General features: G+C 42.7%; 24 protein-coding genes and 2 riboswitches. Of the genes, 5 read left to right on the top strand and 19 right to left on the bottom strand.

Annotated elements, in window-relative coordinates:
- Positions 1 to 23: 23 nt before the first annotated feature.
- Positions 24 to 1,688 (top strand): PucR family transcriptional regulator, encoded by a 1,665-nt coding sequence (locus V5M37_RS02725; RefSeq protein WP_423800653.1) that lies wholly within the window; start codon positions 24 to 26, stop codon positions 1,686 to 1,688.
- Positions 1,689 to 1,728: 40 nt separating this feature from the next.
- On the opposite strand, the gene V5M37_RS02720 is transcribed toward V5M37_RS02725, so the two are convergent.
- Positions 1,729 to 3,132, bottom strand: coding sequence for an amino acid permease (locus tag V5M37_RS02720; RefSeq protein ID WP_423800652.1), 1,404 nt, complete (start codon positions 3,130 to 3,132; stop codon positions 1,729 to 1,731).
- A gap of 58 nt (positions 3,133 to 3,190) precedes the next feature.
- Entirely contained in the window at positions 3,191 to 3,967 is a 777-nt protein-coding gene (locus V5M37_RS02715; RefSeq protein WP_423800651.1) for a creatininase, read from the bottom strand.
- Positions 3,968 to 4,484: 517 nt separating this feature from the next.
- Between V5M37_RS02715 and V5M37_RS02710 the strand changes: the two genes are divergently transcribed.
- Entirely contained in the window at positions 4,485 to 5,720 is a 1,236-nt protein-coding gene (locus tag V5M37_RS02710) for a M24 family metallopeptidase (protein WP_423800650.1), read from the top strand.
- A 163-nt stretch (positions 5,721 to 5,883) separates the two neighbouring features.
- Entirely contained in the window at positions 5,884 to 7,110 is a 1,227-nt protein-coding gene (locus V5M37_RS02705) for a YbfB/YjiJ family MFS transporter (protein WP_423800649.1), read from the top strand.
- A gap of 47 nt (positions 7,111 to 7,157) precedes the next feature.
- On the opposite strand, the gene lpdA is transcribed toward V5M37_RS02705, so the two are convergent.
- From lpdA to solA, 12 genes are all read right to left on the bottom strand, one after another.
- Positions 7,158 to 8,555 carry a dihydrolipoyl dehydrogenase gene (gene lpdA, locus V5M37_RS02700; protein ID WP_423800648.1) on the bottom strand — a complete coding sequence of 466 codons (1,398 nt, stop codon included), beginning with the start codon at positions 8,553 to 8,555 and terminating at the stop codon, positions 7,158 to 7,160.
- Between the two features lie 32 nt (positions 8,556 to 8,587).
- Complete coding sequence (locus tag V5M37_RS02695) at positions 8,588 to 8,884, bottom strand: HesB/IscA family protein (RefSeq protein ID WP_423800647.1); 297 nt, start codon at positions 8,882 to 8,884, stop codon at positions 8,588 to 8,590.
- Positions 8,885 to 8,918: 34 nt separating this feature from the next.
- A complete protein-coding gene (gene lipA, locus V5M37_RS02690; protein WP_423800646.1) occupies positions 8,919 to 9,797 on the bottom strand; it encodes a lipoyl synthase in 879 nt (292 codons plus the stop codon).
- Between the two features lie 126 nt (positions 9,798 to 9,923).
- Complete coding sequence (gene gcvPB / locus V5M37_RS02685; RefSeq protein WP_423800645.1) at positions 9,924 to 11,402, bottom strand: aminomethyl-transferring glycine dehydrogenase subunit GcvPB; 1,479 nt, start codon at positions 11,400 to 11,402, stop codon at positions 9,924 to 9,926.
- On the bottom strand, positions 11,395 to 12,747 hold the full coding sequence (gene gcvPA / locus V5M37_RS02680) for an aminomethyl-transferring glycine dehydrogenase subunit GcvPA (protein WP_423800644.1): 1,353 nt from the start codon (positions 12,745 to 12,747) through the stop codon (positions 11,395 to 11,397). Before gcvPA ends, gcvPB begins: the two co-directional genes overlap by 8 nt.
- Before the next feature lies 1 nt (position 12,748).
- Positions 12,749 to 13,144, bottom strand: a complete 396-nt coding sequence (gcvH, locus tag V5M37_RS02675; protein ID WP_423800643.1) for a glycine cleavage system protein GcvH — start codon at positions 13,142 to 13,144, stop codon at positions 12,749 to 12,751.
- A 76-nt stretch (positions 13,145 to 13,220) separates the two neighbouring features.
- A complete protein-coding gene (gene gcvT, locus V5M37_RS02670; RefSeq protein WP_423800642.1) occupies positions 13,221 to 14,333 on the bottom strand; it encodes a glycine cleavage system aminomethyltransferase GcvT in 1,113 nt (370 codons plus the stop codon).
- A gap of 15 nt (positions 14,334 to 14,348) precedes the next feature.
- Positions 14,349 to 15,230 (bottom strand): L-serine ammonia-lyase, iron-sulfur-dependent, subunit alpha, encoded by an 882-nt coding sequence (sdaAA, locus tag V5M37_RS02665; protein WP_423800641.1) that lies wholly within the window; start codon positions 15,228 to 15,230, stop codon positions 14,349 to 14,351.
- Positions 15,230 to 15,748, bottom strand: coding sequence for a serine dehydratase beta chain (locus V5M37_RS02660; protein WP_423800640.1), 519 nt, complete (start codon positions 15,746 to 15,748; stop codon positions 15,230 to 15,232). The genes sdaAA and V5M37_RS02660 overlap by 1 nt, the downstream gene beginning before the upstream one ends.
- A 15-nt stretch (positions 15,749 to 15,763) precedes the next feature.
- Positions 15,764 to 17,014 carry a serine hydroxymethyltransferase gene (gene glyA / locus V5M37_RS02655; RefSeq protein ID WP_423800639.1) on the bottom strand — a complete coding sequence of 417 codons (1,251 nt, stop codon included), beginning with the start codon at positions 17,012 to 17,014 and terminating at the stop codon, positions 15,764 to 15,766.
- A 77-nt stretch (positions 17,015 to 17,091) separates the two neighbouring features.
- Positions 17,092 to 17,172: riboswitch (glycine riboswitch) on the bottom strand.
- A gap of 3 nt (positions 17,173 to 17,175) precedes the next feature.
- Positions 17,176 to 17,280, bottom strand: a riboswitch (glycine riboswitch).
- 79 nt (positions 17,281 to 17,359) lie between these two features.
- Positions 17,360 to 17,773 carry a hypothetical protein gene (locus V5M37_RS02650; protein ID WP_213147528.1) on the bottom strand — a complete coding sequence of 138 codons (414 nt, stop codon included), beginning with the start codon at positions 17,771 to 17,773 and terminating at the stop codon, positions 17,360 to 17,362.
- Positions 17,774 to 17,836: 63 nt separating this feature from the next.
- Positions 17,837 to 19,003 carry an N-methyl-L-tryptophan oxidase gene (gene solA / locus V5M37_RS02645; RefSeq protein WP_423800638.1) on the bottom strand — a complete coding sequence of 389 codons (1,167 nt, stop codon included), beginning with the start codon at positions 19,001 to 19,003 and terminating at the stop codon, positions 17,837 to 17,839.
- 175 nt (positions 19,004 to 19,178) lie between these two features.
- Here solA and V5M37_RS02640 point away from each other — a divergent pair, with 175 nt between their 5' ends.
- Positions 19,179 to 20,054: a LysR family transcriptional regulator gene (locus V5M37_RS02640; protein ID WP_423800637.1), complete on the top strand. Its 876-nt coding sequence runs from the start codon at positions 19,179 to 19,181 to the stop codon at positions 20,052 to 20,054.
- 257 nt (positions 20,055 to 20,311) lie between these two features.
- Here V5M37_RS02640 and pfkA read toward each other — a convergent pair whose 3' ends face one another.
- The 4 genes from pfkA to glpX form a co-directional block, all read right to left on the bottom strand.
- A complete protein-coding gene (pfkA, locus tag V5M37_RS02635; protein ID WP_423800636.1) occupies positions 20,312 to 21,271 on the bottom strand; it encodes a 6-phosphofructokinase in 960 nt (319 codons plus the stop codon).
- A 71-nt stretch (positions 21,272 to 21,342) separates the two neighbouring features.
- Positions 21,343 to 23,343 carry a transketolase gene (tkt, locus tag V5M37_RS02630; protein ID WP_423800635.1) on the bottom strand — a complete coding sequence of 667 codons (2,001 nt, stop codon included), beginning with the start codon at positions 23,341 to 23,343 and terminating at the stop codon, positions 21,343 to 21,345.
- Positions 23,344 to 23,374: 31 nt separating this feature from the next.
- Entirely contained in the window at positions 23,375 to 24,268 is an 894-nt protein-coding gene (gene fba, locus V5M37_RS02625; RefSeq protein ID WP_423800634.1) for a class II fructose-1,6-bisphosphate aldolase, read from the bottom strand.
- A gap of 51 nt (positions 24,269 to 24,319) precedes the next feature.
- Entirely contained in the window at positions 24,320 to 25,252 is a 933-nt protein-coding gene (gene glpX / locus V5M37_RS02620) for a class II fructose-bisphosphatase (RefSeq protein WP_423802563.1), read from the bottom strand.
- A gap of 214 nt (positions 25,253 to 25,466) precedes the next feature.
- Between glpX and V5M37_RS02615 the strand changes: the two genes are divergently transcribed.
- Complete coding sequence (locus V5M37_RS02615) at positions 25,467 to 25,829, top strand: winged helix-turn-helix transcriptional regulator (RefSeq protein ID WP_423800633.1); 363 nt, start codon at positions 25,467 to 25,469, stop codon at positions 25,827 to 25,829.
- An 80-nt stretch (positions 25,830 to 25,909) separates the two neighbouring features.
- On the opposite strand, the gene V5M37_RS02610 is transcribed toward V5M37_RS02615, so the two are convergent.
- A complete protein-coding gene (locus V5M37_RS02610; protein ID WP_423800632.1) occupies positions 25,910 to 26,941 on the bottom strand; it encodes a glyceraldehyde-3-phosphate dehydrogenase in 1,032 nt (343 codons plus the stop codon).
- Positions 26,942 to 26,979 lie beyond the last annotated feature (38 nt).

The following is a 26,979-nucleotide window of genomic DNA, read 5'->3' as shown; positions in this document are numbered from 1 at the left end:
GAATTTAATAAAGGAGGATTGCTATGATTACAATGAGAGAAGTCTTACAATTTCCTGAACTCCAGAAAGCGGTGGTCCATGCCGGAAAAGGCGGTTTAGGCCGTAAGGTCCGCTGGGTTCACGTCATGGATACTGAGGACGTGGGCCTCTTTTTAGAGGGTGGGGAATTTTTGTTGACGTGTGGACAAATATGGCCGCAAAATAAACAAGCGGAAGAAAGACTTCTCAACTCCTTTCTTCGCAACCAAATTTCGGGTATTCTCTTTGCCACAGGACGATACTTAACTGGATGCCCTGCCGCTGCATTAGAATTTGGTGAAAAAAACTCCATTCCTGTAATCGAAGTTCCATATAATGTCCCGTTCGTGAAAATTACCGAACAAATTCATCTGGAAATCATAGACCGACACTATAAAAAAATGGAGCGATCCGCACGGGTTCCAATTGAACTCAGGGATAAATTACAATCTTCTCCCAGTTACTCGTCCATTTGTGAAATTCTTGCCGGTTATCTTAATTGCCCAGTTGCGATAACGGATACTGCCAATCAAATCTATGTAAAGGCATCTCCAAACGGAGGAGAGCGTGTTAATTTTCAAAAATGCATCAATACTTTTATTCAAAACAAGCAGTCCCAACAGCTGATGAATAATGCAAAAACCGTTTATTTATCTGATAATCCCCCAACCTATATTATGAACGTTCCGATAAAGATAGAGGGAATAAAAAGGGGTGCTCTTTGGCTGATCAGTCCGGGGCAAGAAGTAAATGAAGAGTTTGCTTATAGCCTCGATTTTGCCGCAGACCTCCTGGTTGATATCGTTTTAAATAAGCAAGATCTCGAAGCAAGAGGCAGACAGTTACGTCTGGAATTACTGGAACTTCTGCTTGAAAATCCTGAAACAGCCTCTATCATCATTGAAGAAAGAATTCAGGAGCTTGGAATCGAACAACAAAAGCATTGGCTGGCAGGACTGATTCTTGTCGGGGTAAACAATCTTACCTCTCCCCTATCAATCGGGATGGAGTCAATTCGTGATGAATGTAAAAAGTGGATTGATGAAACCGAAGGGCTAAACGGCTTTTGCGAGATTTATAAAGAGCAGTTAGTGCTTTTTCTAGCATCTAATCTGGATAAAGCTTCTATTAAACAAGCAGTCCATCATTTACAAAATAATGTAAGAAATACAACAGCTCACACAGCTCCAGTCGTGGTATTAGGAGAGATTAAACAGCATGTTTTGTCTTTTAAAGAAAGTTACCAGGAGGCTAAAGCTTTGGCGCCTTTAGTCCTTCATCAAAGCCACTCGGGGGGAGCCTACTTTTCTGAGCAATTGAAACGTGAAATGTTTCTTTACGGGGGGCTAAGCCCCAAGAAAGCAATGGAATTTAGAAATATCATCTTACCAAAGGAATTACTGACTGAACATGGAACAACCCTATACGAAACGTTAAAATGCCTTGCATTAAATAACTATAATCGCGATAAAGTAACAAAAGATCTTCACATCCATCTTAATACTTTACGCTATCGTATTAAAAGAATTGAACAACTTTTTGAAGAAAGTTTAACGTCGCCACGGTGCCAATTTTGGATTCAGGTAGCGCTTGATCTTGAATCATTGGCCACTGAATACAAAGAATCGGATCTGAAGAACGAATCAGAAGGCGATATCGCGATAATTTGAAAAAAGGTCTAATGGCGACTCCCATTAGACCTTTTTCACGCTAATCCAGCTTAGTTATTTCAGGCTTAAGAATGTTTGCATTAATTGAATTTTTCTTGGATATGTTCGTTTTAATAGCATATAAGATGACTACTACAATGGCACTAAGGATGCTTAAGGTAAACTGAGACCGGGTACTAGCGTTAAAAGCCATTGTCGTGATGACCGCGATGATTGATAAACTGGCCAAAATTGTCAGATACGGGTATGCCCACATCCGTAATTTAAGACGCTCAGGCGCTTCACGCTCCATCTTTTTGCGAAGTATTAGCTGCGAAATAGCGATTAATAAGTAGACGAACAGCGCAATAGCTCCGGAAGAGTTCAATAAGAATTGAAACACTGTATCTGGTGATACGAAAGCCATAATGACGGAAATGAATCCAAATATCGTACATGTCAGGATTGCTTTTAACGGGACTCCTCTTTTTGTCACTTGTGTAATCCATTTAGGAGCGTCTCCTTTATCCCCCAGAGCAAATAACATCCTCGAAGCAGTGTATATGCCGGAGTTCAAACATGAAAGGACGGCTGTTACAACAACCAGGTTCATAATCGTATCAGCGTATGGCATCCCCATTACTTTAAGTGCACTAACATAAGGATTTGTAAGTGCTTTTGCATCATTCCAAGGAATAACACTGACGATAATAAAGACGGATCCTACATAGAATGTCATGATCCGGACAATAACAGAGTTTACCGCTTTTACGACTGCTTTTTCAGATTCAACTGACTCAGCTGCGGCAATTGTTACGATTTCGGAACCAACGAAGGAAAAAATAATGGTGGCAACAGCGATAAAGACTATTCCAGGTCCTTTAGGAATAAATCCGCCATGTGCCGTCAAGTTAGATAAGTGCATTTCTGTACCAGGCAATAAACCAAAAATGTAGGCACCACCAAGGGTAAGGAATAGCGTGATGGCTACAATTTTTATCAATGAGAACCAATACTCAAATTCACCATAGGCTTTAACTGAAAAGATATTCGTGACCGTTAAGGCTACAAGCAAAATGAGATTTAATGCCCATAAAGACATATTAGGAAACAACCAATCTCTTAATATTTGAGCACCGGCAATTGCTTCTACCGCAATAACAATAACCCAGAAATACCAGTACAGCCAGCCCACGGTGAACCCCGCCCAATTCCCCAGCGCCTCACGTGCATAATCAGAAAATGATCCTAATGATGGCTTAGCAACAACCATTTCCCCGAGCATTCTCATAACAAGGATGACTAAGATCCCCGCCAATAATGCTGTAACGACAGCAGCCGGTCCTGTCATCTGAATGATGGCCCCGCTTCCGACAAATAAACCCGCACCGATTGAACCGCCAAAAGCAATCATTGTTAAATGCCTAATCTTTAGACCTTTTTGCAGTTGTCCTTCCTGACTCATAAAATCTCCCCTTATTAAAGATTATTTTTTGTTCAGATGTAAAACAAACAAATGGAGACTATTTAAAAGTGACCAAATCTAAGGAGAATTCTTTTTTCAAAAAGGAAACGATTGTTTTTGTTGCATCTTCTACGATTAGTTTCCCTTTCTCAGCAGAGCTGGATCGTGCTGAATGCAAGCATCCTGTAGCCGGAATAAGAGATTTAGATGGAGGAAAGCTTTGATAGGTTGGAGGACTTACCATTCCATCATCCGTAATCAAATCTTCATTAACAAGTTCTGGTGAAAGATGCATCATTAAGGATGTTTCGGAAATTGCCGCATGTTCCAGGGCCCAGCCCGGGAATTTTACTTCATCAAATACTCTTGACACTGTTTCAGATGATAGATTATCCCACCAATTGCAAATTAAAACCTTAGGAAACTCTTCTGTTTGATTTCGAAGCAAGAGATCACAAGCTTCCGAAAGAAATGCCTCATTCTCATAATGGGCGCTGAAAATGAGAATTTGCTTCCAGCCATCAGCCACGAACTCTTTCAATAAATCGAATACTAATGAGGTTAAAGTAGAGCCGTTTAGATCAATCGTTCCTGGGAACATCGGCCCGCCGCCTGAGGCCGGCAGTGATTTATACCCATAGGATACTGTTGGGGCTACTACCGCATTCACTTCCCCGGCGATAGTCAAACTAAATTGTGTTGCGATAATCGTGTCAACACCAAGCGGCAAATGGGGTCCGTGTTGTTCTGTAGAGCCGACAGGTAATATTAAGATCCCATTCTCTACTTTGTCACGATATTCTTTCCAGGTCATATTACTAATAAGACGATTCATTCCTCTACTCCTTTCAATTGTAATGACCTTCTGCATCACGAGCTGAAACTGCTTTCATTAATCTAAAATCCTGTTGTTACCCCCCCATCTCTTATCATGTATTCTCTAAGCTGCTATTGGCTTTGTTTTTTAAATCTTAACACCCTATGAAAGCGATTACCATTGACCGAAAGTGCTGAATTTTTGGAAAATTACACATAATTTTATATCTATTTTAGACAAATACAACAAAATAACAAGCAAAAGATGAGATTTCTACAAACTAGCTTCCAATGTATTGGAACGAACTTGTACTGCGTGCACAAAATATCCCCTGTTTTTAAATCAAATATTAAGCATGAACATCCAATTGTTAACACGGAATATCGGTTGTAAGATGAAATTATATCAGGTAGTTTTCAAAATATTAAAAAATTGGTGGTGGTTGCTATAAGTACATAAGAATAGAAGATTCATAGTTTCTAGGTTAGCAAAGTTTAAAAATAAATTTTATTATCAGGAAGGCAGGAGAAGAAACATGCAACAAATCACAGATCTTGAAAGAACGAAAATTCTGCACAACGGCGAAAAGTTTAAAGGAACTTTTTCAAAAGCGGAAATGGAGCGCCGTAATACGAACTTGCGCAATTACATGGCTGAAAAGGATATTGACGCTGTACTATTCACTTCTTACCATAACATTAACTATTACAGTGATTTCTTATTTACTTCTTTCAACCGGAATTATGGACTAGTTGTTACCCAAAACAAACACGTAACAGTCAGCGCCAACATCGACGGCGGAATGCCTTGGAGAAGAAGCTTCGATGAAAATATCGTTTACACTGACTGGAGAAGAGACAACTACTTCTATGCAATCCTAAAAGTTTTGGAAGAATCCGGAGTTAAACAAGGCCGTTTAGGCATTGAAGAAGACCATGTATCCGTTGATCTTCGCAAAAAATTTGAAGATGCATTTCCAAACTTTGTATTAGTTGATGTTTCTCAAGACATTCAGAGATCACGCTGGATCAAATCTGCTGAAGAAATCCAACACATTAAAAATGGTGCAAGGATCGCTGACATTGGCGGTTATGCAGTTGTTGAAGCAATCCGTGAAGGTGTGCCTGAATATGAAGTAGCTCTTGCCGGAACACAAGCAATGACGCGCGAAATTGCAAAATTATATCCGCAGTCTGAATTAAGAGACACTTGGGTATGGTTCCAGTCTGGTATTAATACTGATGGTGCTCATAGCTGGGCTACATCTAGACAAGTACAAAAAGGTGATATCCTAAGCCTTAACACATTCCCGATGATTGCCGGTTACTATACTGCTTTAGAGCGTACAATGTTCTTGGAGGAAGTTTCCGATGCCCATCTTAAATATTGGGAAATCAACGTTGCCGTACACAAGCGCGGTATTGAATTAATCAAGGCTGGTGCAGTATGTAAAGATATCTGTGCAGAGTTAAATGAAATGTTCCGCCAGCATGACCTAGTTAAAAACCGTACATTCGGATACGGCCACTCATTCGGAGTTCTATCACACTACTATGGCCGTGAAGGCGGACTGGAATTCCGTGAAGATATCGAAACAGTTCTTCAACCAGGAATGGTCGTTTCTATGGAGCCATGCTTTAATATTCCTGAAGGACAGCCAGGTGCCGGCGGCTACCGTGAGCATGATATCTTGGTTATTAACGAAGATGGTACTGCTGAAGATATCACTGGCTTCCCATTTGGCCCTGAATATAACATTATTAAGAAGTAATTCAAGCGCTTAATAAAACAAAAGTTTGCTAGAACTGGGGGTTCATCGCCCCCAGTTTTATTCGCTTATAAAGCAGGAAACTTTTTTGAACCAGACACATAGATTCTATTGTTCAGCAAAAGAGGTTGCTATTAATCTATGTAGAAAGGAGCATTAGAAATAAATGAAGAAAAACCAGCAAATTTGGAAGTATGCCTTGACATCCACATTGGTATCTTTATGTGTAATTGGCTTCGGCAGGATGTCTTATGGGATTCTAATGCCCTTTATGAAAGATAGTTTATCACTTACTTACCAGCAGGCCGGATTATTGGGCACAGTTACTGCTGTCGGCTATTTGAGCCTAGTTCTCTTTGTTGGCATATTTGCGGCGAAATGGGGATCGAGGAAGTTAATCATCATCGGGACCTTGCTTGTCACCTGTGGTTTAGTCTATTTAACCTGGACGCAAACTTTTCTTAGCTGTTTAGTTGGAATGGTGCTTTTAGGGATCGGGGCTGCGTTCACCTATACCCCGCTGGTAAATATCGTGGTGGGATGGTATCCACAGCAAAGAGGAATGATGATTGGCTTTATTATTAGCGGTTTAGGATTAGGGTCACTGATTTCAAGCTTACTAATACCAGTCTTTACTGATTGGTTTTCCACCAATGGCTGGCGATATCTCTGGCTTTTATTCAGTTTCGTTACTCTTCTTTCCTCCTTTGTTTCCTATAGAATCCTTCGAGACCCTCCGACAGTGTTACATAAAACTGCTCAAAAGGGACATTCTTTTGTTCATGATGTGTACCTAAATAAAAAAGTGGTCCTGGTTGCAGTCATTTATGGGTTGATTGGATTTGCTTATTTAATTCCACAAAGCTTCCTATTTAGCTTTTTATTGGACTCACATATTAATCAATATTCTGCCGGCCATATCATGTCTTTGGGCAGCATTATGTCCATCTTTAGCGGGCCGTTATGGGGAACGATTTCGGACAAAATTGGCAGGAAGACGTCCATGCTGATTACCCTTTTTCTCGGCGCCATCTCGATGATCATCCCGATTGTATTTCCGGTATACCTTGGGTTTGTCATCTGTCAATTCCTGTGGGGGATTACGTACGTCGGAATGCTTTCGCTTATTCAAGCTCTTTCAACAGAGCAGGTTCATCAATCTTACGCACCTGTTGCATTAGGTTATGCCACTGTTTATTTTGCTGTCGGACAATTTATTGGCCCAGGCCTTGGCGGCTGGTTCATCGACTATCTTGGCGGAATCCCTTCCGCGTTATATCTTTGCAGCGGGCTACTTCTGGCAGCCTTTGTATTATCCACACAATTAAATAAAAAAGTAAAAGGAAAGCTGGTATTCGAAAAGCATCATGAATTAATGGAAGGCCATGAATGAATTCCTATGTAAGAAGGGTAACCCAATGCTGGGTTACCCTTTATTAATTAGGCATGTAGTTCCTTGCCCTCAACTGCCAGTGCCGCTTCACCAATCGCTTCGGCTAATGTCGGATGAGGATGGATGGTATGAGCAATCTCCATCGATGTTGCATTTAGAACCTGAGCTAAGCCCAGTTCCGTAATCATATCGGTTACATGTGGTCCAATCATATGAGCCCCTAGTAGCTTATTAGATTCTTGATCAACAACCAGTTTGACAAAGCCATCTGCTTCCCCAAATACAAGCGCTTTACCGATTGCCCGGAATGGGAATTTACCTGTTTTCACCTGATAGCCTTTCGCTACGGCCTCATCTTCTGTTAGCCCGACACTTGCTACCTCCGGGCTTGAGTAGATACATTTTGAAACAAGAGTATAATCGAGTGGTGCCGGGTTTTCACCTGCCATATGTTCAACGGCGATAATGCCTTCATGGGAGGCTACATGGGCAAGCTGCAAACCGCCAATTACATCACCAATGGCATAAATATTGGATTCACTTGTTTGATAGAATTCATTTGTCCTGATTACACCACGGTCAACTTCAACAATAGTATTCTCAAGACCAAACCCTTCCAAATTGGCCAGTCTTCCGACTGATACGAGCAGTTTATCAGCGGAGTATGGAACTTCCTTCCCTTTTTGTTCCGCCTTAATTGATACACCTTCGCCTTTTCCTAATGTTTCCGGCAGCACCTTTGCCCCAGTGACAATTTTTACGCCTTTTTTCTTCATAAGACGCTGTGCTTCCTTCGAAATTTCCTTATCCTCTGTCGGCAAAATGCGATCGGCATACTCGATGACTGTTACCTCTAAACCAAAGTCAATTAACATAGAAGCCCATTCAATCCCAATGACACCGCCGCCAACAATCAGAATCGAACCAGGCAGTTCTTCCATTTGCAGTGCTTCGTCCGATGTCATGACATACTTCCCGTCCGCTTCCAAACCAGGCAGTGTCCTTGGGCGGGAACCTGTTGCGATTAAAATATTTTGACAGTTTAAGAGGATTTCCTCCTCATTATTCAGTTGCACTGAAACATTACCTGCCCCTATAATCCTGCCTTTGCCTTCATAAACATCAATTTTTCCTTTTTTTAGCAAATGTTGGACTCCCTTAAACAAGCGGTCCGTGATTTCTTCCTTCCGGGCCTGGACTTTTCGAAAATCAAGGCTGACTTCAGGCGCAATCACTCCGAATTTTTCGCCATTTTTTGCATTTGCAAATACTTCCGCACTTCTTAGCAAGGCCTTGCTTGGAATACAGCCTGCATGTAGGCATGTTCCGCCGAGCTTTCCTTTTTCCACTACTGCCGTTTTTAACCCTAATTGGGACGCCCGAATGGCTGAAACATACCCGCCTGTTCCCCCGCCGATAATGACAACATCATATTCCTGTGACATTCTATATATCTCCTTTTATATCTATTTAAAACTTAGGTGGCACATGCACTTGAGCTAAAGCTTTCGCCAACATGAAAACCCTGTTCCTCTGTATAATCAACTTGTGTTACTTCATCTAAATAACGTTTTGTAAAATGATCAATTCGAATCTGAATTCCTTCATATTCAATCACCGTATCATTCCGCCGCATTTCATCAAAAATAAGAGTAAATTTAACTGAAATTCCGCATCCGCCAGCAATATCGGCATCAATCCTTGGGAACTGATTTTCGTTTGTGTCTATTTTTTTCAGCTTGTTCACTGCTGCTTCTGTTAAGCTGATTACCATTTCTCTCTCCCCCTTTATAGTCTAACGCGATAATTTACACATTCATTTTTATCGCATTGACCTGTTCATCTGCATGATAAGAAGAGCGAACGAGTGGACCTGCTTCACAATGACTGAACCCTTTTTGCATGGCGATTTCCTTTAATTCGTTGAACTCTTGCGGACTCCAATACTTTTGGACATTTAAATGTTGTTTTGTCGGCTGCAAATATTGGCCAATTGTAATGATGTCCACATTGTTAGCACGAAGATCGTCCATCGCTTCCATAATTTCTTCTTTTGTTTCGCCAAGGCCAATCATAATGCTGGATTTGGTCGGAATGTTTGGGTTTATTTCTTTTGACCTTCTTAAAAACTCAAGCGACCGTTCATATGTAGCGCGGGCACGCACTCTTGGGGTCAAGCGCTTTACCGTTTCAATGTTATGGTTTAGTATATCGGGCCTTGCATCCATTAATATTTTTAAATTTTCATATTCTCCATTCATATCGGACGGAAGAACTTCTACACTGCAAAATGGGTTCCGGCGCCGGACTGCACGAACGGTCTCGGCGAAAACGCTTGCGCCTCCGTCTTTTAAATCATCTCGGGCAACCGCGGTGATGACAACATGCTTTAAACCCATTTGCTCGACCGATTCAGCTACACGTTCCGGCTCCACCAAATCCAGCTCTGTCGGAAGCCCGGTTTGTACAGCACAGAAACGGCAAGCCCTGGTGCAGACACTTCCTAATATCATAAATGTTGCGGTTCTTCTTACAGCCCAACATTCATGAATGTTAGGGCATTTCGCCTCTTCACAGACTGTATGAAGCTTTTTTTCACGCATCATTTTCTTTAAACCGGTATATTGTTCATTCGTATTTAATTTAATTTTAAGCCAATCAGGTTTGCGAACGTGTTCCACAGTCATTTCATCTACTCCCATGAACGAATCGAGTCAAAAATTGATTCAGTTTGTTTAAAACCACCACGAATGAAAGTAATAACAATCCGCCTCTTTTCATACGTGGTGGCCTATTTTTTTAACTATGAACGGTTAAGATTTTACAGTTTCTTTGCTTGCTTCCTTTTTATAGCGCAAGATTGGCTGCCTTGCCGCCTGTACCTCATCCAATCGTCCAATCACGGTTGTATGCGGGGCCTCCAGCACCACACCAGGATTTTCTTCGACTTCTTTAGCAATTTGAATCATCACATCAGCAAAAGCATCCAATGTTTCTTTTGACTCTGTTTCGGTCGGTTCAATCATCAAGCATTCTTCTACATTCAACGGGAAGTAGATAGTCGGCGGATGATAGCCGAAATCAAGCAGGCGTTTAGCCATATCAAGAGTCCTGACACCAAGCTTTTTCTGTTTCGATCCCGATAAAACAAATTCGTGCTTACAAACTTGTGAATATGGAGCCTCAAAATACGGCTCAAGTTTCTTACGAAGATAATTTGCATGAAGCACAGCACTTTCCGATACTTGGCGCAATCCTTCAGGTCCCATTGTCCGAATATAAGTATACGCGCGAACAAGAATGCCAAAATTCCCATAATAGCCTTTTACCCTGCCGATTGACAATGGCTGATTCGTATCCAGCACATAGCGGTCGCCGTCTTTGTCAACACGCGGTACAGGCAGGAACGGAATCAGCTTCTTCTTGACACCGACCGGACCTGCGCCAGGACCTCCGCCTCCATGAGGGGTTGTAAAGGTTTTATGAAGATTTAAATGGACAATGTCAAAGCCCATTTTGCCTGGAGTCGTTTTCCCTAAAATCGCGTTCGCATTGGCTCCATCGTAATACAATAACCCGCCTGCTTCATGGACAATCTTGGCAATATCGAGGATTTCTTTTTCAAATAATCCAAGTGTATTCGGGTTTGTCAGCATTAATGCAGCTGTGTCACCATCGACATGTTTCTTTAATTCTTCCAGGTCAACCAACCCATCTTTATTTGATGGAATGGTTACCGTTTTAAAACCAGCAACGGTTGCACTGGCAGGGTTGGTTCCGTGGGCCGAGTCGGGAACAAGTACCTTTGTTCTCTTTTCTCCCTTTTGCTCATGATAAGCTTTTACCATCATCAACCCGGTCCATTCGCCTTGAGCACCGGCAGAAGGCTGCAATGTAACGGCATCCATTCCGGTAATGACAGCTAATTCTTCCTGCAATTCATATAGAAGCCTAAGAGCACCTTGTACGGTTTCAACTGGCTGATAAGGATGAATGCGGCTAAAGCCGTCAAACCTTGCGACATCCTCGTTAATTTTCGGGTTGTATTTCATCGTACAAGAACCAAGTGGATAGAACCCATTATCAACCCCGTGATTTTTATTCGAAAGTGCTGTATAATGGCGTACCAGCTGAAGTTCTGATACTTCCGGCAGCTCCGCTGCATCCTGACGGATCAAATGCTTAGGAAGCAGTTCTTGCAAATCAACTTTTTCAACATCGCTTGCCGGAAGGCTGGCACCAACACGGCCCGGCCGACTGACTTCAAAGATTAACTCACTATACTCAACCATTTACAACTGCCTCCAATACATTGATAAATTGGTCAATCTCCTCTTTCGACCGCTGCTCAGTTACAGCAACAAGCATTTGATTTTCGAACCCGTACTCACTTCCCAAATCAAACCCGCCAATGATGCCTGCTTCAAGAAGCTTCGCATTTACTTGCTTGACCGGAAGCGGCAGCTCAACGATAAATTCATTAAAGAATGGTGCCTGATTTTCAATAATAAAGCCTTTTTCTTTTAACCGTTTGGCCATATAAGCAGCTTTCTCAATGTTCAGCTGGGCCATGTCGCGAATCCCTTGTTTTCCAAGTGCCGACATACAAATGGCAGAAGCAAGGGCATTCAATGCCTGATTGGAACAGATATTGGAGGACGCTTTGTCACGGCGAATATGCTGCTCCCTTGCTTGCAGGGTCAACACAAAGCCGCGTTTCCCTTGATCATCTGACGTTTGCCCGACAATCCGGCCTGGAACTTTACGCATCAACTTTTTATCAACGGCAAAATAACCGCAATGCGGACCGCCATAGGACATTGGGATTCCTAATGGCTGCATATCACCGATCACAATATCCGCCCCGAGATTTCCCGGTGCCTCCAAGAGTGCCAGCGCAAGCGGGTTGGCACTGACAATAAACAGAGCCCCTTTTGCCGCTGCAATTTTCTTAATTTCCGCTAAATCTTCAATCGAACCAAAGAAATTTGGGTATTGGACAATCACAGCCGCAGTGGTTTGGTCTACTTGTTCCTCAAGCTTCTTTAAGTCTGTTACATCACCATCAAGACGAGTTTCTTCCATTATATATGTCTGTCCCACAGCTACCGTTTTCAGAACGGCGCGGGATTCAGGATGAACGGCCTCTGACACAATTACTTTAGAGCGCTTCGTATGAGCAACTGCAAGTGAGGCTGCTTCAGCCAATGAAGTAAACCCATCGTACATCGAAGAATTGGCTACATCCATTCCTGTCAGTTCGCATACCATTGTTTGAAATTCAAAGATCGCCTGCAGTTCACCCTGGCTGATTTCCGGCTGATAGGGTGTATAGGCTGTATAAAATTCAGAGCGGGATATCATGTGATTCACTACACTTGGGATGTAATGGTCATAGGTTCCTGCACCAAGAAACGTCGGGTATTGATTGGCATTTATATTTTGCCCAGCAAGCTGTTGCATTTTTTTCAACAAAAGCGGTTCAGGAACTGCTTCCGGTATATTTAGCTCACCATCAAGACGAATCTCCTCCGGTAAATCCTCGAATAAGGCATCCACAGACGAAGCATTTAACAATTCAAGCATTTCCGCTTGATCTTCTTTTGTATCAGGAAGGTATCGATAAGTCGCTGTCATCCTATTCCTCTCCTTCATTAATAAATGCCTGGTACTCAGCCTCATTTAAAAGCGATTCTAATTCTTCTGGATTGGACAATTCTACCTCCACCAGCCAGCCGGCATCATATGGTTGTTCATTAATCGTCTCAGGAGCGCTTTCCAGTTCCTCATTGACACTTACAACGGTACCGGATACAGGTGAGTAAATATCAGAAACTGCTTTAACCGACTCAATTGTCCCGATTGTTTCGTTAGCCGTTAATTCATCGCCTTCTGCTGGATTCTCAACGAAAACGATATCCCCCAACTGGTGCTGTGCATAATCAGAGATTCCGATTCGCACACGATTTTCACCCAATAATAATACCCACTCATGCTCCTTGCTATATAAAAGGTTTGCTGTTGCGTTTGTCATATGAACCCTTCCTTCCACCCTAGTTTTCAAAATTTAGTCATTCCTGTAAAACCAATCAATCTCGGAAAAAATGAACCTAATTCTTTTTATAAAAAGGTGTTTTCACAACAACTGCCTCAATTTGCTTATTGCGAATCTCTACCTTAACCTGAGTTCCAACTGCTGCAAATTCCGCGCTTAAAAGGGCAAGGCCTAAACTTTTCTTCAATGTCGGGGAATGGGTTCCCGATGTAATGAAGCCGATTTCCTCTCCGCCTTCAGAAAATACTTTATAGCCATGCCGCGGGATCCCTCTCCCTGTCACTTCGATTCCGACTATTTTTCGTTTTAATCCTTCTTCTTTTTGCTTAGCGAGTACTTCCTTACCTAAAAATGCTGATTCTTTGTTTGTTTTTACGGCAAACCCAATGCCTGCTTCCAGCGGTCCGATGTCGCTGGAAAGCTCTTGACCATACAGTGCTAAACGGGCTTCAAAGCGGAGTGTATCCCGGGCCCCAAGTCCGCAAGGCTTTAAGCCATCTTCTGTTCCTGCATCTAAGAGTCTCTCCCAAAGCGCTTCCACTTTGTCTGCCGCTAAATAAAGCTCAAATCCGTCCTCTCCCGTATAGCCGGTGCGCGAGACTAGTACACCAGAGATCCCGGAAACCGTGACATGATCAGCAAAATGGAAAAAGCCAATTTCCGCTAAATTTGTATCGGTTACTTTTTGTAAAATCTTTTCGGCTTTTGGACCTTGAATGGCAAGCTGGGCAGTGTCAGAAGAAATATTTGTTAAGGCAACATTCCCTTGTACCTGCTGTTTCATCCACTCGTAATCTTTTTCAATATTTGCCGCATTAATCACAAGCAGATACTTTTCACTCGCTAACTTGTAAACTAGTAAATCATCGACTGTACCGCCGTCCGGGTAACACATGGCCGTATACTGTGCCTGGTTGATCTGAAGCTTGGTTACATCGTTTGTTACGAGGTAATTAATATAGCTCTCAGCATCTTTTCCTTCTACAAGGACCTCACCCATATGTGAAACATCGAACAGGCCTGCTTCATTACGGACTGCCTCATGTTCTTCTAAAATTCCGGAAAATTGAACCGGAAGCTCCCAGCCTCCAAAATCAATGACCTTTGCGCCGTACTTTTTATAAGTTTCAAAAAGCGGTGTCCGCTTTAATACTGTATCTGTACTCATCTAAGCCCCTCCGTCTTAAGTGTTTCTGCAAAGTAACCGATCCTTTAATTTTATTCCCGTGTCCGTCATCGCCAGTCCGCCGAGTGCCGTTTCCCTTAGTGTGCGCGGCATTTCTTTGCCTATTTTGTACATTGCCTCTATGACTTCATCACATGGGATCCGGCTTTCAATTCCGGCCAGCGACAGGTCGGCTGCTGAAAAGGCGATCGAAGTGCCGATCACGTTTCGCTTAATGCAAGGAACTTCTACGAGACCGGCGACCGGGTCACATACTAACCCTAAAAGGGATTTCATCGCGATTGCGGTGGCGTTTACGACCTGCTCTGGTGTCCCGCCCTTTAATTCAACAATTGCGCCGGCCGCCATTGCGGTGGCCGAACCAACCTCCGCTTGGCATCCTCCTGCCGCTCCAGAGATAAAGGAGCGGTTGGCAATCACATATCCGAGTGCACTTGCGGTAAACAAACCCATGACTAAATCCCGATAGGAGGTGTCGTCATTCTTTCGCAGTGAAAATAAAACCCCCGGTAAAATACCGGCTGCCCCGGCCGTTGGCGTCGCCACAATCACGCCCATCCGTGCATTGCTTTCAGATGTTGCCATCGAGAACGTCATTGCATCGTTAATATATGGACCTGATAAGCCCTTCCCGTTATTTACATATTCGCTCATCTTGACGGCATCACCGCCGGAAATACCGCTTGGTGCCGGGGAAGCATCTTCTACACCGGTCTCCACTGCTTGCTTCATTTTAATTAACCGCTCTGCCATCATATCGATGATCGTCTCTTTGTCACGGCCTGATTTTTCCATTTCCACCATCAGCATCATTTCGCCAACTGTTTTCCGTTCACGGTTACAAAGTTCAATAAGCTCGTTCATTGACCGAAAATCCATCATACACCCTCCAAGATTGCTTCATGAAAAGGATTGGAACGAAATTTTGCTGCGATTTCTGAAAAATCATCACTTGTGCTTAATCGAATATCAACTATTTCATCATCAATCATAAAGATTTTTGATAAACCGCCGCCTAATGATACACCGCCTACTTTAACAAAATGGCCCGCACGTCTTGCCCTAATAACAGTTGTATTGGGATGATCGTAATAAGGGCAGCGATCTTCAAATTTAAATTCATAGTGAAGCCCGTATCGTTTGGTTAATTCAACCGCATATCTAATTCTGGTATCATCTGTATTCATCCCAAGCAGGCCGCCAAGAAGCGCTTTATCCGTTCCGTGTCCCTGGTATGTTTCGGAGAACGAATCATAGAAAGTAATATCCGCCCTTTGCGGGGACCCTCCAAGCAACTCATAAACAAATTTCCCAATTGATACAACACCGGCTGTATGGGAACTCGATGGCCCAACCATAATCGGGCCGATGATGTCAAAACAGCTTTGATACTCCATTAAGCTACCCCTTTCTTACACAGTGATTGGCTGTTGAAATAATGGAAATCTCCCGCAAATTGCTTTTGTTGTCTTTCTCCCCTGTTCGATTACGGCTAAATCCCCTTTGCTCTTAAGAACGGCTGCGATCACTTTTGCGATTTGCACCATTTCCTCTTGTTTCATTCCACGTGTTGTTAACGCGGCTGTTCCCATGCGGATTCCGCTTGTCACAAACGGGCTTTTCGGGTCGTATGGAATGGTGTTTTTATTAACTGTAATCCCGACTTCTTCAAGCAATTTCTCTGCTTCTTTTCCTGTTAAATCCCATGGACGCACATCGAGGAGCACAATATGATTATCAGTCCCGCCGGATACAAGCGCTGCCCCTTCCTGCTTAAGCGCCTCTCCCAGTGCAGCTGAATTTTCAATAATTTGTTTGGCATATTCCTTAAAGCTTGGCTGCAATGCTTCATTGAAAGCAACTGCCTTAGCGGCAATAATATGCATAAGCGGCCCGCCCTGAGTTCCCGGAAAAACAGCTTTATTTATTTGTTTGATTATTTCTTCATCGTTTGTTAAAATCACTCCGCCTCGTGGGCCGCGCAATGTTTTATGAGTGGTGCTGGTCACAACATCCGCATATGGAACGGGAGAAGGATGGAGACCTGCAGCAACAAGTCCGGCAATATGTGCCATATCAACCATCAGTTTTGCGCCAACCTGATCGGCGATTTGTCTAAATCTCGCAAAATCAATCACTCTCGGATAGGCGCTTGTACCGCCGATAATTAATTTTGGTTGTTCTCTTTTCGCAACTTCTTCCAGCTCATCGTAATCAATCAGGTGATTGTCTTCTCTTACCCCATAAGAAACAACATCGAACCATTTTCCTGACATTGCTACCGGACTGCCGTGAGTTAAATGGCCGCCGTGCGATAAATTCATCCCCATAATCTTATCGCCTGGTTGAAGCAGGGCAAAAAATACAGCAGTATTGGCCTGTGCACCGGAATGTGGCTGGACATTGGCAAATTTGGCGCCGAATAATTTAGTTAACCGTTCAATCGCTGCCTGTTCTGCGACATCCACAAATTCACAGCCGCCATAATAGCGCTTACCTGGATAACCCTCGGCATACTTATTCGTCATCACACTTCCCATTGCTTCTAAAACATCCGGGCTGACAAAGTTTTCGGATGCAATTAATTCCAAGGTATGAAGCTGGCGATTTTTCTCACTTTCAATTGCCTCAAAAATTGTTGAATCGTTTTGTTGTAAACTCATTGACAATTCCTCCATTTTTCCATAATTGCTTTAAAAAAAACAAAAAAGGACAGAAAAGGGGTGTAAAATCATCCCTTCTCTGTCCTTTTACCTGAGAGTTAAACTCCAACATTTGGAGCTTTCTCCTTTGGTGGCATTTTCAAATACGCTCTCCAGAGGTGCGTCCTGTTATGGTTCTTTTACCTGAGAGATTGGTTCCAAGGGTTTTTTTGGAACTTGCTCCTTCGGTGGTAGATGTAGATATTACACTCTCCCACAACAATCATCCGCCCTATTCAATTTTATTATTTTCAGAATAATCATTCTGTTTGTAATTGTCAATGCTTTTTTAAATAAGTTTGGTTATTACAAATAAGTAGGATTTGCCTCTACATTTTTGAAGTAAACCACTTCGCCATCACTTTCACCATCGAAAATAACCGTTGTATTAGGGGAGAAGACTAATACGTCCCCTACTTCTGCCACATATTTGTTTCCTTCTACATCGCGGACAACCATTTTACCTTTGGTCACAACTTTAATTTCGATAAACGTAAATTCTGCAGAATAATCAACCGAAGGCTGGAGTGCATAGTAACCCATTGTTAATACTTGTTTTTTATCTGTAATCGGCACATCAAGGATTTGTCCCTTTAACTCAGGTGTTCCCCGCAATACGCTTAATTCATTTAATTTATAGGTTCCTGCTTTAATTAATTGAATGCCCGGTTTTGCATCTAAATAAGTTAATTGGCTTTGGGTTAATGTTTTTTCGCTCATTTTTGCACCTCTAAATTTATTATTTTTTTAATCGTTCTAGGATAATGGCAATTTAATAATCTATTAGATCTTTGCTTTCTGTTTTAAAGCAGGGCGATTGATAGAGAAAAGAGAAATATCATGTTCGGTTTTGCCAGTTGTCACTAGTTGGCTTAGCGTTTCACCAACAACACTTGAGAATTTAAATCCATGGCCGGAGAAGCCTGCTGCGATTGCCACATTGGAGTACTGTGGATGCAAATCAATCACAAAATGCTCATCAGGTGTTTTTGTGTACATGCACACTGCCCCTCTTTTAAGAGTTCCAGTAGCACCCGGCATGTATTCTTCTAGAAATCTGCGAATATTTCCTTCATCCTCCGTATAGATCCCAAATTCACGATTAATTGTATCCGGGTCGATTTTTTGACCGAAAGTATGGTATCCTATTTTCAAACCGCAGCCGCTGAAGCTTGGGAACCCGTAATAGATGCCTGTCGGTACTTCAACCATGAAGGCCGGGAAACCATGGGTATTGCTATACTGTGATTCTTCGCATTCGAAGAACCCAACAACTTGGCGGTAAGGCTGTAATGGAATATCAATATTTAATTTTGATAGAAGTTTGCTGTTCCAAGCCCCCATGCTCAAAATCAACTTACTGCCGGTAAAGGAACCAAATTCAGTTTGGATTTTGACAGAGTCCTCGGAAATCTCAAAATCCTCAACCCTTGTATGTGTTAACACTTTTGCACCATTTGCTTCAGCTAGCTCGCGATAGGCGCGAATGCAATTTTCACTGAATAAGACGCCGGAGTTTTTTTCATAGATTGCGTTAAAGTTTTCAGGGACGGTTACACCCGGCCAGCGCTGATGAATTTCTTCGCCTTCTAGTAAATCAACATCCAACCCATGAATGCTGGCAGCTTCTATCGTTTCAGCAACGAAGTCAGATTCACCCTTAGGTCCAAATACTAAAACACCGGTTTTTGTAAAAATCTTATGATGTGTTTCTCTCTCAAGTTCATACCATAACTCTTGGGCTCTTAAGGCAAACGGTACATACTCACGTCCTTCACCATAGGCATGGCGGATAATCCGAGTGTCACCGTGATGGCTGCCATTCGTATGAGGCGGATCAAATGCATCTACCAATAATGTTTTCACACCTTGTTTGGCCAGGTAATAACCTGCTGCCATTCCCATCGATCCTGCGCCAACTACAATTACATCAAAGTCTTTTTTGCTCATCGTTTCTGCTCTCCTTTTTCAATAATTTAAATTTTCTTAATTCTTTAATAACATCTTACGACCTTTCTGCCATCAAGTAAAATGATTAAAAGAGATACTATCTATCTCTATTAGAAATATTATCTCTATTAGCAATGTGGTAATAGGAATAACAAATTAATACGGGGGAATAGCCATGGAAATTAAGGATTTGCGGATTTTTCAAAAGGTAGCTGAATTCGGAAGCATTTCAAAGGCCGCCAAAAGCTTAAATTATGTTCAATCCTATGTAACCGTAAGGATCAGGCAGCTGGAGGAAGAACTTCAAACCGAGTTATTTCACCGCTCAAGCCGCGGCATGGTTATCAATTCGGAAGGGAAAAAACTATTGTTTTATGCTCAAAAAATTATTTCCATGGTCGATGAGATGTTAAAAGTGGTTCAAGACTCGGATAACCCGGTTGGCACCCTTGAAATAGGCACTGTTGAGACATTATACAAACTTCCACTGATTCTATCTGCCTATCACAAGAAATATCCCAACATTGACTTGTCTCTTGTAAGTGGTGTAACAGAGGATCTTGTCGAGGATATTCTCAGCTATAAACTGGACGGAGCATTTGTGACAGGAAATTTTAATCATCCACAAATTGCTCAATATGAAGTCTTTGAAGAGGAGTTGGTTTTAATCTCCAACCAGGAAGAGGTTCCTTTTGAGGAATTAAAAAACAAGCCGCTCCTTGTTTTCAAACAAGGGTGCAGCTACCGTTCAAAATTGGAGGGCTGGGTCCGCGATGAGGGAAGAATCAATGCAAAAATCATGGAATTTGGCACATGGGAGACGATTTTGGGCAGTGTAATAGCCGGTTTGGGGATTACAATTATCCCAAAATCTACGGTTAGTCTCTTGGAGGCAGATGGGGTTGTTCGAATCTATCATATTCCCGAAAAATACTCCAAAATCACAACGGTTTTTATTCGCCGGGCAGATTCATTCCTGACAAATACAATGCAGAAATTTATCGAAACAATCCAAAATGTTAGTGATCAAGAAAAAAAGGTAGAAGTATAAATATAGTCGTGAGCGTAATCCCCCTGCATAATGGAAGAGGGATTACGCTAGTTTACAAGATATAGAGTGTTCAGCTAAAATTTTTTTCCGATTCGATTGTTCTTGATGATGAATCATAATTTTTATATCCTGGAATTCACTTTTTCCACATATACCGCAAATCGATTCTTTCGAATAGAGCGTTCTGCAATGAATGCAATATTTTTTTTCCAATCTGGCCACTCTCCTATTCTGAATTTTGAAGATGGATATTTTCCTTAAATAGAAAGGCTTCTGGCTAATTCGTAAATAGAAAGATCAATCTTGTGTCGGTCTTTTTCAATTTCCGTAAAGGTTGTATGGGTTAGTTGGCCATTTTTCACCCCTACCATTACACCTTTTTTCCCCTCTATGATTAAATCAACGGCTAGTGCCCCCATTTGGCTGCTCATCATTCGATCATAGGCGCTTGGAGAACCCCCTCGTTGAATATGCCCTAGTATGGTAACCTTTGTTTCAAATCCGGTTTTTTCTTGAATCTCTTTCCCCATTTGCAGCCCTTTGCCAACACCCTCTGCCACTACAATAATGCTGTGTCTTTTTCCGCGCTGATGCCCCTGCTTAATCCGATCAATCACATCTTCCAAATCATAGTCGGCTTCTGGGATAATGATAGACTCCGCCCCGCCGCACACACCTGCCCATAAGGCAATATCCCCTGCACCTCGGCCCATCACCTCAATGACATACGTGCGTTCATGGGAAAATGCTGTATCGCGAATTTTATCGATTGCTTGAACAGCTGTATTTACGGCCGTATCGAATCCAATCGAATAGTCTGTCCCTGCGATATCATTATCAATCGAGCCCGGAATACCAACCGTCGGGAAGCCTAACTCTGTTAATTTTCTTGCACCCCTGAAAGAACCATCCCCGCCGATGACAATTAATCCCTCAATCCCGTTTTCTCTTAATCTTTGAATTGCCTGCTGCTGTACGATTGTGTCCTTAAATTCCTCACACCTGGATGTTTTTAAGATGGTGCCGCCCCGATGAATAATATCCCCTACACTTCCTAGGCTCATTGGAGTGAAATCGCCCTCAATCAAGCCTTTGTAACCATTTACCACTCCATACACATTTAATCCCTTGTGGATCCCTCTGCGAACAACAGCACGAATGGCTGTATTCATTCCAGGTGCATCCCCGCCGCTTGTTAATACCGCTATCTTTTTCATGCAAAACCCTCCATAAAAAGGGCAGATTCAAAAGCTTGAAGTCTGCCCTTATCCAAATTGTTCATAGAACCTTATAGAAGCGCTTTAAACTGGGAAACAATATTCTTAACGGTAAATCCATATTCCTCCATTATTCTCTCGGATGGTGCTGAAGCGCCGAATTGGTCTGCAGCAATGACGCTTCCGCAATCACCAACGTATTTATGCCAGCCCAAGGAAGCCCCCATTTCAATTGCAAGCCGCACGGGAATATTTTTTGGGAGCACACTTTCTTTATATTCCTGCGATTGCTTTTCAAAGCGATCCCAGCTTGGCATGCTTACCACAGAAACACGAATTCCCTCTTTTTCAAGTGCCTTTTGCGCCTCAATGGCAAGCGTTACCTCTGAACCAGATGCGAGTAAAAGTCCATCCATATTTTTCGATTTGGAAACAACATAGGCTCCCTTTTTAACACCTTCGTAGGCTGTCTTAGCATCAACGAGTGTTGGCAAATCTTGACGGGAAAGGATGAGCGCCGTCGGTTCTTGTGTACTTTCTATTGCAAGCCTCCATGCTGCGGCTGTTTCGTTTCCGTCTGCCGGGCGGATCGTTGAAAGTCCAGGCATTGCCCGTAAGGATGCCAGTTGTTCAATCGGTTCGTGCGTTGGACCGTCCTCCCCGACGGCAATGCTGTCATGTGTGAATACATAGATGACCGGCACTTTCATTAGCGCAGAAAGACGGATTGCCGGGCGCAGGTAGTCAGAAAAAACAAAGAAGGTTGCTCCGAATACCTTTACGCCGCCATGCAGTGCCATGCCATTTACAGCTGCACCCATTCCAAACTCGCGTACTCCAAACCAAATGTTTCTTCCGCTATAATCTGCTGCACTAAAGTTTCCTTCACCTTTCAACAATGTCTTATTGGAAGATGACAAATCGGCCGAGCCGCCAAATAATTGCGGAACTCTTTTCGCAAGGGCATTTAACACCTCTCCACCCGAAGAACGAGTTGCAAGTGTATCTTTGCCAACTTGATATTGCGGAACATCCTCATCCCAGCCTTCAGGAAGCTGCCCGCTAATGGCAGATCTTAATTCGTTTGCAAGAGAGGGGAAGGCTTCCTCATACTTGGCAAACAAGTTATTCCAAGCCTGTTCCTTCTTCCCGGATGCCTCTTCCAGCTCCTTAAAATACAGTTTTACATCTTCTGGGATATAAAAATCCTCTTCAAATTCCCAGTTGTATTGCCCTTTTACAAGTTTTATTTCAGCTTTCCCAAGCGGAGCACCATGTGAAGCAGACTTGCCGCCTTTATTAGGAGAACCATAACCAATGGTTGTTTTCACTTCGATTAAGGTTGGCTGTTCTTGATTAGCCTTGGCAGCAGCTAACGACTGGGCTATTTTCTCCACGTCATTCCCATCTTCGACCCGCAATACTTGCCAGCCATATGCTTCGAAACGCTCCTGAACACCTTCACTAAATGACATGTGGAGATCTCCGTCAAGGGAAATATCATTTGAATCATATAACACAATTAAACGGCCAAGTTTCAAATGACCGGCAAGTGAAGCCGCTTCGGCTGCTACACCTTCCATCAAATCCCCATCACCACAAATACTATAGGTGCAGTGGTCAATCACATTGAAATCAGGGCGATTATACACGGATGCCAAATGTCTTTCTGCCATCGCCATCCCAACGGCCATTGCAACTCCCTGCCCAAGCGGTCCCGTTGTGGCATCCACTCCAGCGGTATGGCCAAATTCAGGATGCCCAGGTGTTTTACTTTGCCATTGGCGGAAATTTTTCAAGTCATCCAAAGACAAATCATAACCTGTTAAATGTAATAAACTGTATAACAGCATCGATCCATGGCCTGCGGATAAGACAAAGCGATCACGGTTAAACCAGCTTGGATTTTTTGGATTATAATTCATAAATTTCGTCCAAAGGGTGTAAGCCATCGGCGCTGCACCCATCGGCATACCGGGATGGCCTGTTCCGGCTTTTTCAATTGCATCAATGCTTAGCGTTCTAATCGTGTTAATGGATAGCAGATCCAAATCTACCTTTTGCTCAATCATCATGCTTCCCCTTTCTCCCTATATTGGCCCCTTAGTTTGTCACCAAGCAGGCTTCCGCTTGCTGAGCTTTTCCTGAAGAACCGAATTCACGCATTTTGCCTTTCACTGTATCTTTAATTGCTTCACGTGCAGGTCCCAAGAATTTGCGTGGGTCGTATTCTTTTGGCTTCGCACTTAATACTTCACGAACTGCTTTTGTAGCTGAAATTTGACTTTCTGTATTGACATTAATTTTGGCAGTTCCAAGCGAAATCGCTCTTTGAATGTCCTTTGTTGGAATTCCGGTGCCGCCATGAAGAACAAGCGGAACACCCGTTAATTCTTTCACTTCCTTCATCCGGTCAAAACCGAGTCTTGGCTCACCTTTATATGGGCCGTGGACGGAACCTAACGCCGGTGCAAAGCAGTCTACGCCAGTTTCGCGGACCAATTGATCACATTCAGCAGGGATCGCATACATCGCTTCGGCATCTTCAACGCTTAAATCGTCCTCTTGCCCGCCAATTCGGCCAAGCTCAGCCTCAACCGATACGCCAACAGCATGTGCCACTTCCACTACCCTTTTTGTTAATTCAATATTCTTCTCAAGCGGATAGTGCGAGCCATCGAACATAACAGAAGTAAATCCGGCATGAATCGCTTTAATACACATTTCAAGACTTGGACCATGATCAAGATGAATCGCGACTGGTACTGTCACCTTATAGGCTTCCATCAATTCCTTCACCATCGTAACAATCAGCTTAAATCCGCCCATATATTTGGCAGCCCCTTCGGATACACCTAGAATAACCGGTGAGTTCTCCTCTTGGGCTGCTTGTAAAATGGCCTGCGTAAACTCCAGATTATTAATATTAAATTGTCCAACTGCGTAATGGTTTTCTTTAGCATGAATCAGCATTTCTTTCATTGAAACTAATGGCATATTATTACCTCTCCTTTTTTCAATTCATTTTTTTCAACTGGCAAAAAAATTTTATTTCCAGAACGAATGGTATGCTTCCACCAACTGATATCTTTCACTTACTCCTTTTCCGGTAATGAACGAATGGGTTAGCATTAAACCATTCTCTTTCTTCTTTACCCCCCGCATTAGCATCCCATCTGTTATGCCGGTTGCAGCAAAAAAGCAATCATCTGATTGGACCATTTCATCTAATGTGAAGACCTGTTCCGGATCTTGGATTCCCATCTTGATACAGCGATTAAATTCTTCCTGATTTTGCGGGGCCAGCTGACCTTGGAAATCGCCTCCCAAGCATTTCAAAGCAGTGGCAGCAATGACTCCCTCCGGAGCTCCCCCTGTACCTACTAAAATATCAATACCTAATTCATCAATGGCTGTTGCAATTGCAGCGGTGACGTCTCCATCGGGGAATAGCTTCACTCTCGCTCCGACATCAAAGACCTGTTTCATTAAGTGGTTATGACGCGGCCGATCTTGAATCATGACGGTTAATTCTGATAAATCCTTTCCTAAGGCCTTTGCGACGGAAATCATATTTTCTGTTAAAGAAGCCTGAATGTTAATATGACCTTTCGCCTTTGGTCCAACAGCCAGTTTTTTCATGTACATATCCGGTGCATGTAAAAGACTGCCCCTCGTTGCTACCGCAAGAACTGTGATCGAGTTTTCCTGTCCCTTTGCCAAAAAGGTTGTTCCTTCCACTGGATCAACGGCAATATCAACCAATGGACCCCGGCCTGTCCCTAGCTCTTCGTTAATATAAAGCATTGGGGCTTCGTCCATTTCCCCTTCACCAATCACAACCCGTCCGCTCATTTCAATGAGATTCATGCGTTTGCGCATCGCTTCTGTTCCGGCGCGGTCGGCATCATGTTTATTGCCTTTCCCGATCCAAGGATAGGCAGCAATCGCTGCTTGTTGTGCGACAGAAAGAAAATCCATTGCCAGGGTATGAACACCTTCTTTTACAACACTACTAGTTCCCAAAACATCACCCCTTTTGATTGTCGTATTTTCTACAGTCAGAATACACCGTAAATTCTGAATCATCTGTACAAATATGATTATAAATAGTATAATACCTTTATGTAAGTACGCACTTTAAGTTCATATAGTATCAATTAATATACTAATAATGATTTTGGGAGGAATGATGATGGGCCATATTGATAGTAAGACCTTTAACTGTGAAAAGGAATTGACGCTGGAGATTATCGGCGGAAAATGGAAGATGCTGATTTTATGGTATCTTGGCAAAGAAGGAACAAAACGATTTAATCAACTGAAGTCTTTGATGCCGGGAATTACGCAAAGAATGCTTGTCAATCAATTGCGCGAATTAGAGGATGATCAGATCGTCCATCGTGAAGTTTATCCAGTCGTCCCTCCAAAAGTAGAATACTCACTGACCGAGCAGGGGAAGACTCTTTTACCTATTCTTGAATCAATGTATGAATGGGGAAAGAACTACATGGATACAGTATTGGTTGAAAAAAAGAAATTGATTGAGGCAGATTGATCTCATTGTTAAAATAGCATTTTCATTAGAAATCCCTGTAAATCCCTACGGTAGGAAGGGTTTACAGGGATTTTGATTTGCTATTTCACCTTTACTCTTGCTGCTTTTTCCATTTTTTCAGCCACGAATTTCACAAGCTCGACAACCCTGACTGAATAACCCCATTCATTGTCATACCATGCCAGCACCTTAATTTTCCTTTCACCGATGACCATCGTTGATAATCCATCGATAATGGCCGAATGAGAATTTGAATTAAAATCAATGGATACAAGCGGTTCGGTTGTGTATTCCAAAATCCCGTTTAAATAGCTGTTCGCGGCATATAGAAAGGCAAGATTAACGTCATCAATAGTTACATCCGTTTTTAAATCAACAACTAAATCAACAAGTGAAACGTTGGGAGTTGGCACACGAAGTGCAAGGCCATGCAATTTACCTTTTAAATGCGGCAATACGAGCGAAAGTGATTTTGCCGCACCGGTTGTTGTCGGAATAATACTCTGTCCGCAGGCACGGGCCCGCCGCAGGTCCTTGTGTGGATTATCAAGATTATTTTGATCATTCGTATAAGAATGTACTGTAGTCACCAAACCATTTTCAATCCCAAACTGGTCATCCAATACTTTGACTACAGGGGCAAGACAATTTGTTGTACATGATGCATTGGAAATAATTAAATGCCGCTCAACATCCAACTGATCTTGGTTGACCCCCATCACGACCGTTATATCCTCGTTCTTTCCAGGGGCGGTTAACACCACTTTCTTTGCCCCTGCCTCTAAGTGAAGCACTGCTTTTTCCCTGGAATTAAATTTCCCGGTTGCTTCGACAACGATATCTATATCATATTCCTTCCAAGGAAGGTATTTAGGGTCCCGGCTATTTAATAATTGAATGGTGCGGCCGTTTACAATCAGGTGATTGCCTGAAGGAATCACGTCACCATTAAATTTGCCATGAATCGTATCATATTTGATTAAGTGGGCCAAGGTTTCAGCTGGATAGCTGGCATTGATTGCCACAACATCAAGTGTATCGTCCATAATCGCTTTGCGGAAAACCAGCCTGCCGATTCTGCCAAACCCATTGATGGCTACTCTTGCCTTCATTTCCTCATTCCTCCCATCCTGTCTTTCACTTGTTTTTT

The organism is Neobacillus sp. SAB-20_R2A, from assembly GCF_049568635.1.
Lineage (GTDB): Bacteria > Bacillota > Bacilli > Bacillales > Cytobacillaceae > Neobacillus > Neobacillus citreus.
The sequence above is the reverse complement of the archived record's forward strand: the minus strand, read 5'-3'. Positions and strand labels throughout refer to the sequence as shown.

Bases quoted from the DNA above. Each gene is read 5' to 3' on its own strand.
- V5M37_RS02710 (WP_423800650.1), top strand. From the start codon at position 4,485: ATGCAACAAATCACAGATCTTGAAAGAACGAAAATTCTGCACAACGGC.
- gcvT (WP_423800642.1), bottom strand. From the start codon at position 14,333: ATGAGTACAGATACAGTATTAAAGCGGACACCGCTTTTTGAAACTTAT.
- glpX (WP_423802563.1), bottom strand. From the start codon at position 25,252: ATGGATTTTCTTTCTGTCGCACAACAAGCAGCGATTGCTGCCTATCCT.
- lpdA (WP_423800648.1), bottom strand. From the start codon at position 8,555: ATGTCACAGGAATATGATGTTGTCATTATCGGCGGGGGAACAGGCGGG.
- V5M37_RS02660 (WP_423800640.1), bottom strand. From the start codon at position 15,748: ATGGAGTATCAAAGCTGTTTTGACATCATCGGCCCGATTATGGTTGGG.
- glyA (WP_423800639.1), bottom strand. From the start codon at position 17,014: ATGAGTTTACAACAAAACGATTCAACAATTTTTGAGGCAATTGAAAGT.
- V5M37_RS02610 (WP_423800632.1), bottom strand. From the start codon at position 26,941: ATGAAGGCAAGAGTAGCCATCAATGGGTTTGGCAGAATCGGCAGGCTG.
- V5M37_RS02650 (WP_213147528.1), bottom strand. From the start codon at position 17,773: ATGAGCGAAAAAACATTAACCCAAAGCCAATTAACTTATTTAGATGCA.
- V5M37_RS02705 (WP_423800649.1), top strand. From the start codon at position 5,884: ATGAAGAAAAACCAGCAAATTTGGAAGTATGCCTTGACATCCACATTG.
- fba (WP_423800634.1), bottom strand. From the start codon at position 24,268: ATGCCATTAGTTTCAATGAAAGAAATGCTGATTCATGCTAAAGAAAAC.
- gcvH (WP_423800643.1), bottom strand. From the start codon at position 13,144: ATGACAAACGCAACAGCAAACCTTTTATATAGCAAGGAGCATGAGTGG.
- V5M37_RS02615 (WP_423800633.1), top strand. From the start codon at position 25,467: ATGGGCCATATTGATAGTAAGACCTTTAACTGTGAAAAGGAATTGACG.
- V5M37_RS02720 (WP_423800652.1), bottom strand. From the start codon at position 3,132: ATGAGTCAGGAAGGACAACTGCAAAAAGGTCTAAAGATTAGGCATTTA.
- pfkA (WP_423800636.1), bottom strand. From the start codon at position 21,271: ATGAAAAAGATAGCGGTATTAACAAGCGGCGGGGATGCACCTGGAATG.
- sdaAA (WP_423800641.1), bottom strand. From the start codon at position 15,230: ATGGATTTTCGGTCAATGAACGAGCTTATTGAACTTTGTAACCGTGAA.
- gcvPB (WP_423800645.1), bottom strand. From the start codon at position 11,402: ATGGTTGAGTATAGTGAGTTAATCTTTGAAGTCAGTCGGCCGGGCCGT.
- V5M37_RS02695 (WP_423800647.1), bottom strand. From the start codon at position 8,884: ATGGTAATCAGCTTAACAGAAGCAGCAGTGAACAAGCTGAAAAAAATA.
- V5M37_RS02725 (WP_423800653.1), top strand. From the start codon at position 24: ATGATTACAATGAGAGAAGTCTTACAATTTCCTGAACTCCAGAAAGCG.
- V5M37_RS02640 (WP_423800637.1), top strand. From the start codon at position 19,179: ATGGAAATTAAGGATTTGCGGATTTTTCAAAAGGTAGCTGAATTCGGA.
- tkt (WP_423800635.1), bottom strand. From the start codon at position 23,343: ATGATTGAGCAAAAGGTAGATTTGGATCTGCTATCCATTAACACGATT.
- lipA (WP_423800646.1), bottom strand. From the start codon at position 9,797: ATGACTGTGGAACACGTTCGCAAACCTGATTGGCTTAAAATTAAATTA.
- V5M37_RS02715 (WP_423800651.1), bottom strand. From the start codon at position 3,967: ATGAATCGTCTTATTAGTAATATGACCTGGAAAGAATATCGTGACAAA.
- gcvPA (WP_423800644.1), bottom strand. From the start codon at position 12,747: ATGACAGCGACTTATCGATACCTTCCTGATACAAAAGAAGATCAAGCG.
- solA (WP_423800638.1), bottom strand. From the start codon at position 19,003: ATGAGCAAAAAAGACTTTGATGTAATTGTAGTTGGCGCAGGATCGATG.